Below are 13,157 nucleotides of genomic sequence, written 5' to 3' on the forward strand. Positions count from 1 at the left end.
GGGGTCAGAACGCGTGGTGGACGAGGAGCCGGAGCAGACCGACGACCGCGCCCGCGCCGACCAGGGAGAGGGCCGACTGCGGGCGCCGCCACAGCACGAGGGCCGCGGCGGCCGCGAGGGCGACGGTGAGCGGGTCGACGAGGGCGCCGCGGGCCAGCTCGACGGTGAACCCGGCGAGCACGCCGATCGCGCCGAGCGTGACGCCGTCGAGTACGGCACGGGCGGAGGCGTACGCACGGATCAGGCGCAGCGCCGGCCCCGCGGCCGCCATCAGCAGGAACGACGGCAGGACGACGGCGACGGTCACCACCACCCCGCCGAGCGGTCCGGCCAGCGTGTAGCCCAGGAACGTGGCCGTGTTGAGCACCGGGCCCGGGGTGACCTGGCCGACCATGACGGCGTCGAGGAGCTGCGCCTCGGTGATCCAGCCACGGTCGACGACGAGTTCACCGCGCAGGACGGCGAGGAGGACGGCGCCGCCGCCGAACAGCAGCGCGCCCGCCTTGAGGAACACCCCGGCGAGCGCGGGCAGATCGGCGTGCCCGCCGGCCGCGGCCAGCGGCAGCGGCAGCACCATCCCGACGCTTCCGCCCGCCGGCCGCCGCTCCCGCCGGGTGCGCCACAGGTGCCCGGCGAGCATGACGGCCCCGGCGACGGCGAGCAGCAGCAGCTCGTCGACGGCGAAGAGGTAGACGACACCGGTACCGGCGATCACCCCGAGCGGCACGAGGCGGGCGCGCACGCCGCGTGCGCCGTTGCCGGGCTGCGGCCCGCCCGCCCGTGCCGGGGCGGCGGCCCCGGGGGCCGCGGCATTGCCGGTGCCCGGGGTCGCGTCCCCGGCGGGGTGCGCGTCGGCGGCACGAGCCGCAGGTGCGCCTGCCGGACTGCCGGCGTCCCCACCCGGCCCCGTACCGGACTGCGCCCCGGACGGCTGCGGCGCCGCGTCCGCTGCCGGGTCCGCGTCCGTCGTACGGGCCGCAGGGGCCCCGCCCTTGCCGCCGCCGCGAGGCTTGAGCGCGCCCTTGGCCAGGCGGATGACGGACCAGGCCGTCACGGCGATGACGACCGGTTTGATGCCGTACAGCAGGCCGCCGGCCGCCGGGGTGGCCCCGTACCGTACGTAGAGGGCGCCGAGGATCATCGCGAGGACGGCGCCGGGCAGGACGAACGCGATCCCGCCGAGGACGAAACCGGCGCGGCCCGCGCGGCGGTGGCCGATGTGCATGGCCATCTCGACGGCGTTGGGCCCGGGCAGCACCGTCACCATGCCGACGAGGTCCAGGAACTCCCGTTCCTCCAGCCACTTCAGGCCCAGGACGACCTTGCTGTGGACGAGCGCCATGTTGGCCGCGGGCCCACCGAAGGAGAGCGCGCCGACGCGCAGGAACACCCAGAAGACCTCGGCGGCGGCGCGGCCGCCCGTGACACCACCGCCCGTGACACCGCCGTGCGTGCCGTCGCCGTGCGTGTCGTCGCCGTGCGTGTCGTCGCGTCGCTCGCTCATGCCGCGAAGACCTCGATCTCCGTGGCCTTGACGGAGGCCCACACCTCGTCGCCCGGTTCCAGGCCCAGTTCGGCGAAGGCCGCCGCGGTCACCTCCGCCACGACGGACGGCTTCCCCGCGAGGGACACCCGCAGGACGTCCCGTTCGACGTCGAGGCTCTCGATCCGGCACCGCCAGGCGTTGCGGGGCGTGCCGTCGGGCCGTTCCCGGTGCAGGGCCACGGCCCGTGGATGAATCCCGGCCCACACGTCGCCGACCGCGCCCTTGGGGACGATGAGTTCCCGGCCGCCCTCGACGGTGAGCCGGTCGCCGTCCGCCCAGCCGCGCAGCAGGTTGACGCCGACGAACCGCGCCACGTACGGGGAGCGGGGCCGGGCGGTGACCTCGGCGGGGCTGCCGGACTGCACGATCCGGCCGTCCTCGATGATGACGAGCCGGTCGGCGAGCGTGAACGCCTCCGTCGGGTCGTGCGTGACGACGAGCCGTACGCCCGGGAACGAGGCCAGCGCCTGCTGGAGGTCCCGGCGCATGTCGGCGCGCAGCCCGACGTCCAGCGCGGACAGCGGCTCGTCGAGCAGCAGCAGCTCCGGCGCGACGGCCAGGGCGCGGGCCAGCGCGACGCGCTGGGCCTGCCCGCCGGACAGTTCGCGGGGCCGTGCGCCGGCCCGCCCGCCCAGTCCGAACCGCTCCAGCCACGCGGCGGCACTGCGGCGGGCGTCGGCGCGCGGCACGCCCCGGCAGCGCAGCCCGAAGGCGACGTTCTCGACGGCGCTCAGGTGCGGCACGAGCCGCAGGTCCTGGAAGACGACGCCGACGGGCCGGCACTCGGGCGGCACGAACGTGCCGGTGGCGGGCTCGTCGAATACGCGCCCGTTGAGGGCGAGCCGCCCGGCGTCGAGCCGCAGCAGGCCGCACAGCCCGCGCAGCAGCGTGCTCTTGCCGGCGCCGTTCGGCCCGAGGACGGCGACGGTCTGGCCCTCCGCGACCTCGAACGCCACGTCGATCGTGAACGTCCCGGCGGTGGCCCGGACCTCGGCGTGCAGGCTCACAGCCCACCCGCCCACTGCCGGCGCAGGCCGACGAGGATGCTCAGGGACACGGCGAGGAGCAGCAGGCTGAGCACGATGGCCGCCTCCGGGGATCGTTCCAGGGCCACGTAGACCGCCAGCGGAAGAGTCTGGGTGCTGCCCGGCAGGTTCCCGGCGAACGTGATCGTGGCGCCGAACTCGCCGAGCGCGCGCGCCCAGCACAGCACCGAGCCGGACAGCAGCGAGGGCCGGATCTGCGGGAGCGTGACCCGCCAGAACACCGTCCAGGGCCCGGCGCCGAGCGTGCGGGCGGCGTCCTCGACGCGCCGGTCGGCGGACTGCAGGGCGCCGCACACGGTGAGCACGAGGAACGGCATCGCGACGAACGTCTCGGCGAGGATCACCCCGTACGTGGTGAACGCGAGCCGGATCCCGAACGTCTCGTCCAGGAACTGGCCGAACACCCCGTCCCGCCCGAAGGCGAGGAGCAGCGCCACACCGCCGACGACGGGCGGCAGCACCACCGGCAGGGTGGTGATCGCCCGCAGGAAGGACCGGCCGGGCAGCTGCGTACGGACCAGGATCCACGCCACCGGTACGCCGAGCAGCAGGCACAGCACGGTGGCGCTGAGCGAGCAGACCAGCGAGACGTACAGGGCGTCCCTGGTCTCCGGCGCCAGCAGCTGGCCCGCGGCCTCCGCCCAGGGCACGCGCAGGAGCAGCGCCGCGAGCGGGGCGGCGAACAGGCTGATGCCGAGGCCGCCGAGCACCATGAACGCGGCCGGGAGCCACCGCGAGCGCCGTGCCTTCGGCGGCGGGGGCGGCGTGCCGGGCACCGGCGGCGCCTGACGCGCGCCGGTGCCCGAGGAGCCCGAGGAGCCCGAGGAGCCCGAGGTTCCTGCCGTTACGTCGGTGCTCATGCCGGTGCCAGGAAGCCGTGGTTCTTGAGGACCGCCTGGGCCTGCGCCGACAGCAGGAAGTCGACGAACAGCCTGCCCCCGGCCGTGTTGCCGCCGCCGGTGAGGAGGCCGACCGGGTAGCGGGCCTCCACGTTGTGCGCGGCCGGGACGGCCACGCCCTCGGCCTTGGCGCCGGCGGCCTTCACATCGGTGACGTACACGACGCCGACGTCGGCCTCGCGCAGGGTCACCCGGCTCACGACCTGCTTGACGTCCAGTTCCTCGGCGCCCTTCGGGACGGGCACGCCCGCCTTCTGCAGGGCCTGCCGGCCGTAGCGGCCGACGGGCACCTGCGGGCCGCACATGGCGACGGTCAGGTCGGTCCGGCGGAGGTCGGCCAGCCCCTTGATCTTCTTGGGGTTGCCCTTCTCCACGATGAGGCTGAGGAGGTTGCGGGCGAAGACCTTCGGCTCGCCGTCCACCAGCCGGGCGTCCACCGCCTTGCGCATGTTGGGCTCGTCGGCGGAGACGAAGACGTCGCCGGGGGCGCCGCCGCGCAGCTGGGTGACCAGCGTGGACGAGCTGCCGAGGTTGAGCCGTACGGCGTGGTCGGGGTGGGCCTTGGCGAAGGCGGCCTTGATCTCCTCCAGGGCGGGGCCCATGGACGCCGCCGCGAAGACGGTGACGTCGCCGCCGCCGTTCTTGCCGGACGTGCCGGTGTTGGAGCAGGCGGTGGCGGCGGCGCCGAGCGCCGCCGTGGCGACGGCGGTGAGGAAGGTCCGCCGAGTGGTGCCGGTTATCGCGCACCTCCGGCCATGGCGGGGATGACGTGGACCTCGTCGCGGTCCGTCACGGCGGTCTTCTCGCCGTCGAGGCCGCGGATGTCGTCGCCGTTGACGAAGACGTTGATGTGCGGAAGGAGATGGCCGTCGTTGTCGCGGAGGAGTCCCCGGACGCCCGGGTAGCGGGTCGCGAGGTCGTCGAATGCCTCGGCCACCGTGGCCCCGGCCACCTCGGTCGTGGCCCGGCCGTCGGTGTGGCGCCGCATGATCGTCGGGATGTAGAGCTTGGGCATGGCCTGGATTCCTTCGCGGTCAGGAGGCGGCGGCGACGAGGGTTCCGCAGACGGCGCAGTCGGGACGCCGCCTCACGTTGAGAAGTCGGGTCATGTTGATGCGCAGGTCGAAGAACATCAGCTGCGAGTCGAGGGGTTCGGCGAAGCCGGTGACCAGCTTGATCGCCTCCATGGCGGCCATGGTCCCGACGAGCCCGGACGCCGGGCTCATGACGGGGAAGACGCCGATGTCGTTCCAGTAGTCCGGCTTCTGCGGGTAGACGCAGGCCAGGCACGGGGTGTGGCCGGGGCGGACCGTCAGTACGTAGCCCTCGGTGTCGTACATCGCGCCGGACACCAGCGGCAGGCCCAGCTCCACGGCGGCCTGGTTGAGGGCGTAGCGCTCCTCGAAGAGCGGCGCCCCGTCGACGATGAGGTCGGCGTCACCGACGATCGAGCGGACGTTGTCCGGGGTGACGTACTCGGGGATCGTCGTGATGTCGGCGTCCGGGTTGATCCGGCGCAGCGTGTCGGCGAACGCCTCGGCGCAGGGCCGGCCGAGGTCGTCGGCGCTGGCGAGCAGCCAGCGGTTCAGGTACTCCGGGACGACCTTGCCGCCGTGCGCCACGGTGATCCGCCCGACACCGGCCATGGCGAGGTGCGCGGCGACCGTGCCGCCGACGCCGCCGCCGCGCGAGATGACGACGTGCGCGTCCCGCAGCCTCCGCTGCCCCTCGATACCGAAGCCGTCCTGGCGTATCTGCCGTGAGTAGCGGTCCAGTTGGAACTGGGTGAAATCAGGCGCCTGCAGTGTCAACGTACCCCCCGTTGATCGGGCGAGATCACCTCGCTGTTCGATTGCGACCGACCGTAGGGGCGGGCAGGTCAGGAGATCCGCAGAGGAATGTCAGGAGAACGGCAAGCCCCGAACAGACACGCCTTTCCACGGGCACCACGCTGGCCGGTCCCGCCGTTCCGTCGTTGCGGGCTCGCGCCGCCAGTACCGCCGTTCCGTCGTTGTGGGCTCGCGCCGCGGTGCGGCGCTGCCGCCGTTCCTGCTGTGGGCAGTCGTTCCGCAGGGCGGAACGGGTGGGCACAGCAGGAACGGCCCCCCGGCCTGAGGGCCCACCCCTGGCGCGCACCACGACGGTGGGTGAGTCCGGTGGCGGCCCGGGGGTCACGTGCTCAGATTGGCTCGCTCGGGCCCCGGAAAGCGAAACGTCCCAGCACCGCCAATCCTGCGCGCGCGACCCCCGGACCACCCCCGTCCCGTCGTCGGGCGCCTGCCGACCGGTGGGGGTGGGGTGGGTGGACCCGCCCGCCCGTGGGCAGCTGACCGCCGGTGGGGGGTGGGGTGGGTGGGGCCGCCCGCCCGGGGGCGGCTCACCCCCGGCGGGAAGTGGGGTGGGAGGGGCCACCCGTCGTCGGGAGGCATTCCCCGGTGGGGGGTGGGAGGGGCCGCCCGTCCGGTGGGCTGCTCACGCCCGGTGGGGGGCCGGGTCTGGCTCGGTCGCAAGTGGGCCGTCAGGCCGGGCGGGACCAGCGGGGCAGGATCACCTGCGCGTCCACGCCGGGTCCCGTCGCCGCCGGGTCCAGCCGCAGGGAGCCGCAGTTGGACTCGGCCAGGGCATGGGCGATGGCCAGGCCCAGGCCGGAACCGTCCCGCGCGGCCGAGTTGCTGCCACGCCAGAAGCGGTCGAGGGCCCGCCGGCACTCCTCGGGGCTCATCCCGGGCCCCTGGTCCACGACGTGGACGCGCACGGCGTCCTCCCCGGCCTCGTACCGTACGACGACCCGGTCGCCCTTCCCCGACACGTGCAGGGCGTTGTCGACGAACACGTCGAGGATCTGCTCCAAGTGCCCCGGCACCGCCGCGCACACCGCCCCGTCCCCTTCGAGGGCGGCCAGCTCCACGCCCTTGCGGGCCGCGACCTCGCCCCACGCGGCGAGCCGCCCGGCGACGACGGCGGCGACGTCCACGGGCTCGGCGGGCCGGTCGACCCCCTCCGCACGCGCGAGGCGCAGCATCTGGTCGAGGATGGCGGACAGCCGCTCCGCCTCGGCGACGGCCTGTTCGAGCTGCCGCTCCCCCTCGGGCCGTATCGCGGTCTCCAGGGCCTCCACGCGCAGCCGCAGCGCCGTGAGGGGGTTGCGCATCTGGTGCGAGGCGTCCGCGACGAACGACCGCTGGGCGTTGAGCAGGGTGACCAGCCGGTCCGCCATGCCGTCGAACGCCCGCGACAGCCGGCGGATCTCCGGCGGGCCGGACGTGCACCGGGCCCGTACGTCGTAGGCGCCGTCGGCGATGGCCTGCGCGGTCCGGTCGAGGCGTTCGATGGGGTGCAGCAGCCAGCGGCTGAGGGGGATCCCGGCGAGCGCGACGGCGGTCAGCGCGAGCGCGGCGACGCCGACGAGGATGATCACATGGTCGTTGACGTCCTTGCGGAGCGCGGCGGTGTACGCGACGGCGCCGACCGCGCCGACGACGGTCTCCCCCCGGTAGACGGGCTCGGCGAAGGCGACGGGGTCGGGCCGCAGCGTATGGGTCATCCGGTGGGACATGCCGGTGCCCTCGCCCTTGGTGGCGCGACCGAGCAGCGGATCCAGCGTCGCGCGGGCGTGGCGCACGTCGTCCCGGGAGGTCAGCACGACCTTTCCGGCACGGTCGACGACGACGATCGCGGTGTCGTTCTGGAGGTCGTACAGGCGGACACGGTCCTCGAGGTTCTCGCCGGATTCACCCGATTCGCCGGACAGCACGGGACCGGCGTCCTTGGCCACGTCCTGAACGGCCTGGTGACGTACCGTCACCATGTGGTGGTACTCGTTGAGGGCGTAGCTGAGCGCCAGCGGGATGCCCAGCATCAGCAGGATGAGCGCGGTCAGCGACAGGTACGTGAAGAGCAGCCGTATCTGCACGCCGGGGCCTCAGTCGGCGGGTTCGGTGAGGCGGAAGCCCACGCCGCGGACCGTCTCGATCCACCGCTTGTCGCCGAGTTTCGTCCGCAGCGCCCCGACGTGGACGTCGAGCGTGCGCGTCGACCCGAACCAGTTCTCGTCCCACACCCGCTCGATGATCGACTCCCTGGTGAGTACGGCTCCGCAGTCGCCCGCCAGCATCGCCAGCAGGTCGAACTCCTTCGCGGTGAGCGTGAGCGGCCGCCCGTCGAGGGTGACCCGGCGGGCCCGCACGTCGATGGCCAGCGCCCCCACTTCGATGACGGCGCTCTTGGTATCGGTGACCGGGGGGACGGCGGGGGGCACCGCCGACGTGGCCCGGTTCGTCCGCCTCTGCACGGCCTCGATGCGCGCCAGCAACTCGCGTATGCCGTACGGCTTGACGACGTAGTCGTCGGCGCCGGCCTGGAGGAGCATGACGCGGTCGATCTCCTCGGAGCGCGCGGTGACGGCGATGATCGGGACGGTGGAGACGGCCCGGATCCGGCGGCACACCTCGTACCCGTCGAGATCGGGAAGGTTCAGGTCCAGCAGGACGAAATCGGCGTCGGCCGCCAGGTCCACGGCGCGGGCGCCCGTGGCCGTCCCCGTGACGTCATGGCCGTGCTGCCTGAGCACATCGGCGAGCGCGTCAGCGACGTGCTCGTCGTCCTCCACCAGAAGTATCCGCACGAACGTCCACCGACCCCTTTTTCGGAGACAACCCCCGCCGCCCCCGGGCGATCTTAGATCAGACACAGGCCCGATCTGACAGGCCGTTCGCCAACTTGACGGAGAGTAGCGGCGGAGGGGCCGGATCCCGGCCGCGAACGCCTCAGGAGGCGTGTCCGCCCTCCTCCGCGTGGCCCCCGTGATCGCCGAGCTGGGCGTCGAACCACTGGTGCAGCGCCTCGACGAGGGCGGGCTCGCGGGTCGTGTAGGTGAGCGTCGCGCCGTCGGGGCGCTCGGCGTAGCGGACGTCGACGCGCCCGTAGCCCTCCGTGAGTTCCTTCAGTCCGGGCATGTCGCCGCCGTGAATGCTGGCCGGGTCCCCGAAGTCGCCCCGCCCGAACGCGGCGGCCTCCTCCTTCAGGTGCTGCCGGATCAGGCGGACCTGTGCGTCGTCGCCCGGCTCGTCGGCGACGACGTCCTGGGTGCCGCCGGTGGCGGTGGGCGTGAACCGGTGGGTGGTGCGGTCGAGGTCGAAGGGCATGACGGCCCGCCCGCGCTCGGCGACGACCTCCTGCCGGCCACCGCCTCCGTCCCGGCCGACCATCCACCCGGTGGCCACCCCGCCGACCAACAACAGCCCGGCACTCGCCACCAGCACGGGTCGCACCCACCGACGCCGGACGACGACACGCTCACTCATCACGACCTACCTCCAGGGCTACGAGCGGAATGCCAGCGACCGTACTGCGACCCGGCGGGAACATTCCGCGCGAAAACCGCACACCGCACAACCTTTGAAAACCCCTGTGAATCCCCTGCGCCGCACCGCCCTTACGTGCCCCACGAACCGCTCCGCTTCGCACTCTCCTGCACTCCGCCTGTCGGGCCATTGCACCGCTGAGCCCTACTCTGGGCGGCGATCCACCGATCCGCTTCACAGGAGGCCCGTCGAGGTGCCCTCAACCCCCCGCACCCGCAGGAGCCCCACGCGAACGGCTCCGGGATGGTTCATGATCGCCACCGCGCTCGTGCTGCTCTTCCTCGCGGCCTGGCTCATGCTGGGATTCCACGGCTCGCACAGCCGGACCTCCGACCTCTGCGACGAGCCTCCCTCCGCCACGGCCCGCCACACGGCCCGCCCGGAATGCGCCTCCCTCACCACCGACCCACCCACGCCCACCCCGGGCCACCATCACGGGCACGGACACACGGCGGTGACGGTGCCGTGACCTGGGGGGACAGTGCGGCGGCGACCGGTGGCTCGGCTAGCCTGCTGGGTGCGCAGCGCTCAGAGAAAGACCGACGGGGGAAAGCGCATGAGCGACGAAGAGCTGCCCATACCGGACAAGCTGCCGCTGACGCCGGATGAGCTGAAGAAACGAAACCTCGAGTTCGCAAGCCCCTACTACACGGCGCCTCCCGCAGACAGCTACGCCGATCCGACTGCCCCGAACCTGTTGCAGCCGGAGTCGCCGTTCGCGCCGCGTTCGCCCTTCCTCCAGCCTCCGGCGCCCCGCGGCCCCCACGGAGAGGCGCCCGGCCAACGACTGCGTATCGAACCCGGCATCCTGAACACGGCCGCCGGCCGGGCCGACGAGATCTTCACGGCGTTCACCAAACCGGCTGCCTCACTCGAAGGGCCGGCCAGGACAGCGATCTCCGCCCTCTCGGAATGGCAGTCGGCGGGTGGCCTGCGGGAGGCCCACAAACGCTGGGAGCAGCAGGCGGGCACGGTGGCCGGCTGGATCGGCCGGATCTCCGAGAGTCTGCGGGCCGGCGCGCGGGACTACACCAAGACGGATGCCGCCGTAGAGGAGTCGTTCCAGGGCCGGACCAGGCCGCGCTCGGCGCTCGAGGGGCTGTGATGGTGAACTTCTTCCGGGAGATCCTCGATACGGATCTGGAGCCGCTGGACAAGCTGGCGGACCAGTGGCGCACCGTGCACAGGGACATCAGCGGCCTGGGCAAGCGGATGCACGACGAGGTGCTCGTGCCCCTGAAGAACAAGGGCTACTGGGAAGGCGCGGCCGCCCCGTACGCATGGCGGATGATCGACGACATCCAACGTCAGCTGGAGTCGGCCACCAAGGTGGCCGCGGCTGTGACCGGGGTCGTCGACGATGCCGTAGGTGAGCTGAAGGCGGTAAGAACGGCACTGAAGGACGCCGTTCGCCGGGCCGAGGCCAAGGGCCTGACCGTCCTGTCGGACGGCACGATCTCGTCCGTCATCAACGGCCAGTGCAAGGTTCTGGAGGACGGCTCCGAGGAGGCGAAAGCGGTCGACAACGCCGCACGGGAGATCGCCGACGCGGTGCGGCGCGGAATCGTCGCCGACCAGAACCTGGCATTCGCGCTGATGGCCGACATCGGCCTGGGCACGTGGTTCAACAGCGACCCGAAGCACAGCAGCATCGACACGACCAACAAGATCAGCGAAGCGGACTACAACGCCTTCGCGAGAGCTCTCAAGGGCAAGGACCCATACCCCGGCTACAGCAGCGACTCTCCCTACGACCTGGGAATGGCGTGGGTGACCGGCAGCGGCCCACGGCACCGGGAGTACCGCGACGGCGACGAGATGACCGAGCTGATCAGGGCCAGCGTCAGCATGGAGCAGCTGCGCAGCGACACGCTCGCGCAGTGGCGCAACGAAGGCAAGACAGACGGCACCGTCAGCTACTCGATCTCCGAGAGCGGCAAGCTGGGGGCCCTGAAGAAGCTGATCCTGACCGACATCCCGGCCATCGTCACCGCCGACGAGGACCACTTGGGCGAGGCGTTCATGGGGTCGTACTCCCTGGACTACAAAATCCAGGGGCAGGACCCCGACGGCACGCTGCTCGTGGAGTACACGCTCGACAACAAGACCAGCAACGAGTCCTTCCTCCACTTCGTCGGCTACTACGACTGGCTGAGCAAGTTCAACCGGGAGGAAGGCGCCTTCTCCACAGTGAGCCAGAAGATCACGTGGACCGAACGCGTCCCAGCGAACAGGTAGCGCCCATGAACCACCGAAGCCGCGGTCTCCTCGTCGGCATGACCGCACTCGGCCTCCTCTCCACGACGCTCACCGCCTGCGGCACCGACGCCTTCGAGCGTTGCGTACCTGAGGAGTCCGCCTCGGCTGCCGCCGCCGGCATCGACGGTACGTACGAGGGCGTACGCGACGCGGAGGGCGTACGGCTCACGCTGACGAACGGCAGCGGGAAGGCCGGCAACACGCTCACCGTGGAGAACTGGCCGACCGGCGACTACTACCGCGACGAGCTGGGCGAGACCTTCGACGGCTCGGGCACGTGGGAGATCGACCGCTCGACGGCCTCCGAACAGTCGCCCCTCCTGCGGCTGCACTTCGACAAGCCGAAGCCCCTGCTGCGCGGCGACACGATCGACCTACTGACGATCACGTCCGACGACAAGCGCGTCGTCCTGTACGACAACACGGATCCCGACACGTGCCCGTCGTTCCGGCTCGACCTGGAGAAGCCGTGACCCGCACCGGGTATTACGACGACCCGAGCGCCCCGCGGCCGAACAGCATGGTGGTCGCGGCATCGGCGGTCGTGACGGACGACGAGGGCCGCATCCTCCTCCAGCGGCGGCGGGACAGCGGCTTGTGGGCGCTGCCCGGCGGGGCATGGAGCTGACGGACTCCCTGCCGTGGGCGGCGGTCCGGGAGGTCAAGGAGGAGACCGGCCTCGACGTGCGGATCACGGGCCTGGTCGGTACCTACACCGACCCGAGGCATGTCATTGCCTACTCGGACGGCGAGGTACGCCGACAGTTCAACGTGTGCTTCAGGGCTCGCCTCGTCGGCGGCGAGCCGGCCCTCTCCGACGAGTCGACGGAGCTGCGTTTCGTGGCGCCGGGGGACATCTCCGGCCTGCCCATGCACCGCACGCAAAGACTGCGCATCCACCACTTCTTGGAACACCGCGACCAGCCGTACCTCGGCTGACCAGCCGGCCGCGCACTGGGCACTCCCGAGGGCGGTCAGGCCTTCAGCGGCAGAGGCGCGCGCACATCGTGACGTGGCTCCCGCCGCGCGGATCCGGTCCACGGGCATTACGGGCCGCTTACCACCGCGCGGGGTCCGACCGCTGACGGGCTTCCCGCAAGGGGGCAGGGGTAGTCGGGGCGGAAGCGATGGGGTGTGCAGGCGATCAGGTATACGCCGAGGTACCTCTGCCGGGTAAGCCACCAGCCGCCCGACACGTCCTCGCCGCCTGCCGCACTGTCGGCGGCCTGGGCGATGCGGTCCCCCAGGGCCTCGTGGTCGTGCCGGCAGACGAAGGCTTCAGTGTGGGGTCGGACTTGTTCGCCGAACCATGCCGCGGCCTCCTTCGGGTCGTGCCAGGTGCCGCGCACGAACGCAGGAGGCTTGAGGAGCCAGTGGGCCAGTTCGAGCGGTGGGACGGGGCTCGTCGCGAAGTCGGGATGCCCGGCACGGCGGATGCCGTCCTTGACCTGGTGCAGGCCAGTGCCGAGCCACAAGTAGCCGTGGTGATGCATCGCTTGTTCCCTTCGCGGTGGGGCGACCGCGCCGAGGCCGCCCCACCGTGACTCGGTGCTGTCTACTTGCGGCCGCAGCCGTCGCCGTCGCCGCAGCCCCCGCTGGGGTTGCTGCCCTTGCCGTCGTCCTCGTCGGGGGCGGTGGCCTTGACCGGGTCGATGCGGTGGCGCATGGTGACCTCCGGGTGTGCGAGCAGCACGGAGCCCTTCTCCGTGCAGGTGATTGCGCACTTGCGTGAGGGACCGTCCCGCCCTTCGGGGCGGATCCCTTTGCCCGCTCCGGCCGTGGTCCTGCCAGGGAGATGCGGCCGGGGCGGGAGTCAGTGGGTGGGTAGAGGGCGGTCGCCGATACGGTCACCCGACTGCGGGCTCAGGGCGTTGGCCAGCACGGCAGCGGCGTCGGCGCGGAGCATCCCCACCGCGACGTACATCTGGCCTCGGTGGGTGATCACGGGGCGGATCGAGCGGTAAGACGTACGTGGAATACCTAGGGCCGACAAGGCTTCGCGTAGGGCTTCAGTCATCTCCTCCGCGTAGGCCCAGGTTTCTCG

General features: G+C 72.2%; 16 protein-coding genes and 1 pseudogene. 5 read left to right on the forward strand and 12 right to left on the reverse strand.

Annotation, left to right across the window (positions count from 1 at the left end; all coding sequences use genetic code 11):
• Nucleotides 1–4: 4 nt before the first annotated feature.
• The 9 genes from ABEB09_RS15210 to ABEB09_RS15250 all read right to left on the reverse strand — a co-directional run bounded on the left by ABEB09_RS15210 (nt 5) and on the right by ABEB09_RS15250 (nt 8,794).
• Complete coding sequence (locus ABEB09_RS15210) at nt 5–1,504, reverse strand: chromate transporter (protein WP_345690448.1); 1,500 nt, start codon at nt 1,502–1,504, stop codon at nt 5–7.
• Nucleotides 1,501–2,553, reverse strand: a complete 1,053-nt coding sequence (locus ABEB09_RS15215; protein WP_345690449.1) for a sulfate/molybdate ABC transporter ATP-binding protein — start codon at nt 2,551–2,553, stop codon at nt 1,501–1,503. Before ABEB09_RS15215 ends, ABEB09_RS15210 begins: the two co-directional genes overlap by 4 nt.
• Entirely contained in the window at nt 2,550–3,452 is a 903-nt protein-coding gene (locus tag ABEB09_RS15220; protein WP_380839314.1) for an ABC transporter permease, read from the reverse strand. The genes ABEB09_RS15215 and ABEB09_RS15220 overlap by 4 nt, the downstream gene beginning before the upstream one ends.
• Nucleotides 3,449–4,231 carry a molybdate ABC transporter substrate-binding protein gene (modA, locus tag ABEB09_RS15225; protein ID WP_345693949.1) on the reverse strand — a complete coding sequence of 261 codons (783 nt, stop codon included), beginning with the start codon at nt 4,229–4,231 and terminating at the stop codon, nt 3,449–3,451. Before modA ends, ABEB09_RS15220 begins: the two co-directional genes overlap by 4 nt.
• Entirely contained in the window at nt 4,228–4,506 is a 279-nt protein-coding gene (locus tag ABEB09_RS15230; protein WP_345690450.1) for a ubiquitin-like small modifier protein 1, read from the reverse strand. Before ABEB09_RS15230 ends, modA begins: the two co-directional genes overlap by 4 nt.
• Before the next feature lie 19 nt (nt 4,507–4,525).
• The gene (locus ABEB09_RS15235) at nt 4,526–5,302 is read right to left on the reverse strand and encodes a HesA/MoeB/ThiF family protein (protein WP_345690451.1); all 777 of its coding nucleotides are present in this window, start codon (nt 5,300–5,302) and stop codon (nt 4,526–4,528) included.
• Nucleotides 5,303–6,009: 707 nt separating this feature from the next.
• On the reverse strand, nt 6,010–7,404 hold the full coding sequence (locus ABEB09_RS15240; RefSeq protein WP_345690452.1) for a sensor histidine kinase: 1,395 nt from the start codon (nt 7,402–7,404) through the stop codon (nt 6,010–6,012).
• Nucleotides 7,405–7,413: 9 nt separating this feature from the next.
• Nucleotides 7,414–8,115 (reverse strand): response regulator transcription factor, encoded by a 702-nt coding sequence (locus ABEB09_RS15245; RefSeq protein ID WP_345690453.1) that lies wholly within the window; start codon nt 8,113–8,115, stop codon nt 7,414–7,416.
• A 142-nt stretch (nt 8,116–8,257) separates the two neighbouring features.
• Nucleotides 8,258–8,794 (reverse strand): aspartate carbamoyltransferase, encoded by a 537-nt coding sequence (locus ABEB09_RS15250; protein ID WP_345690454.1) that lies wholly within the window; start codon nt 8,792–8,794, stop codon nt 8,258–8,260.
• A gap of 310 nt (nt 8,795–9,104) precedes the next feature.
• Between ABEB09_RS15250 and ABEB09_RS15255 the strand changes: the two genes are divergently transcribed.
• The 5 genes and pseudogenes from ABEB09_RS15255 (at nt 9,105) to ABEB09_RS15275 (ending at nt 12,052) form a co-directional block, all read left to right on the forward strand.
• Nucleotides 9,105–9,323 (forward strand): hypothetical protein, encoded by a 219-nt coding sequence (locus ABEB09_RS15255; protein ID WP_345690455.1) that lies wholly within the window; start codon nt 9,105–9,107, stop codon nt 9,321–9,323.
• Between the two features lie 87 nt (nt 9,324–9,410).
• The gene (locus ABEB09_RS15260; protein WP_345690456.1) at nt 9,411–9,959 is read left to right on the forward strand and encodes a hypothetical protein; all 549 of its coding nucleotides are present in this window, start codon (nt 9,411–9,413) and stop codon (nt 9,957–9,959) included.
• Nucleotides 9,959–11,092, forward strand: a complete 1,134-nt coding sequence (locus ABEB09_RS15265; RefSeq protein WP_345690457.1) for a hypothetical protein — start codon at nt 9,959–9,961, stop codon at nt 11,090–11,092. Before ABEB09_RS15260 ends, ABEB09_RS15265 begins: the two co-directional genes overlap by 1 nt.
• 5 nt (nt 11,093–11,097) lie before the next feature.
• Nucleotides 11,098–11,586, forward strand: a complete 489-nt coding sequence (locus ABEB09_RS15270; RefSeq protein WP_345690458.1) for a hypothetical protein — start codon at nt 11,098–11,100, stop codon at nt 11,584–11,586.
• Nucleotides 11,583–12,052 (forward strand): annotated as a pseudogene (locus ABEB09_RS15275) (NUDIX domain-containing protein). Before ABEB09_RS15270 ends, ABEB09_RS15275 begins: the two are co-directional and overlap by 4 nt.
• A 107-nt stretch (nt 12,053–12,159) precedes the next feature.
• Here ABEB09_RS15275 and ABEB09_RS15280 read toward each other — a convergent pair.
• The 3 genes from ABEB09_RS15280 to ABEB09_RS15290 form a co-directional block, all read right to left on the reverse strand.
• Nucleotides 12,160–12,606, reverse strand: a complete 447-nt coding sequence (locus tag ABEB09_RS15280) for a hypothetical protein (protein WP_345690459.1) — start codon at nt 12,604–12,606, stop codon at nt 12,160–12,162.
• 62 nt (nt 12,607–12,668) lie between these two features.
• Complete coding sequence (locus tag ABEB09_RS15285) at nt 12,669–12,806, reverse strand: hypothetical protein (RefSeq protein ID WP_345690460.1); 138 nt, start codon at nt 12,804–12,806, stop codon at nt 12,669–12,671.
• 120 nt (nt 12,807–12,926) lie between these two features.
• Nucleotides 12,927–13,058 carry a hypothetical protein gene (locus ABEB09_RS15290; protein WP_345690461.1) on the reverse strand — a complete coding sequence of 44 codons (132 nt, stop codon included), beginning with the start codon at nt 13,056–13,058 and terminating at the stop codon, nt 12,927–12,929.
• Nucleotides 13,059–13,157: the final 99 nt, after the last annotated feature.

Source organism: Streptomyces coeruleoprunus, assembly GCF_039542925.1.
GTDB lineage: Bacteria > Actinomycetota > Actinomycetes > Streptomycetales > Streptomycetaceae > Streptomyces > Streptomyces coeruleoprunus.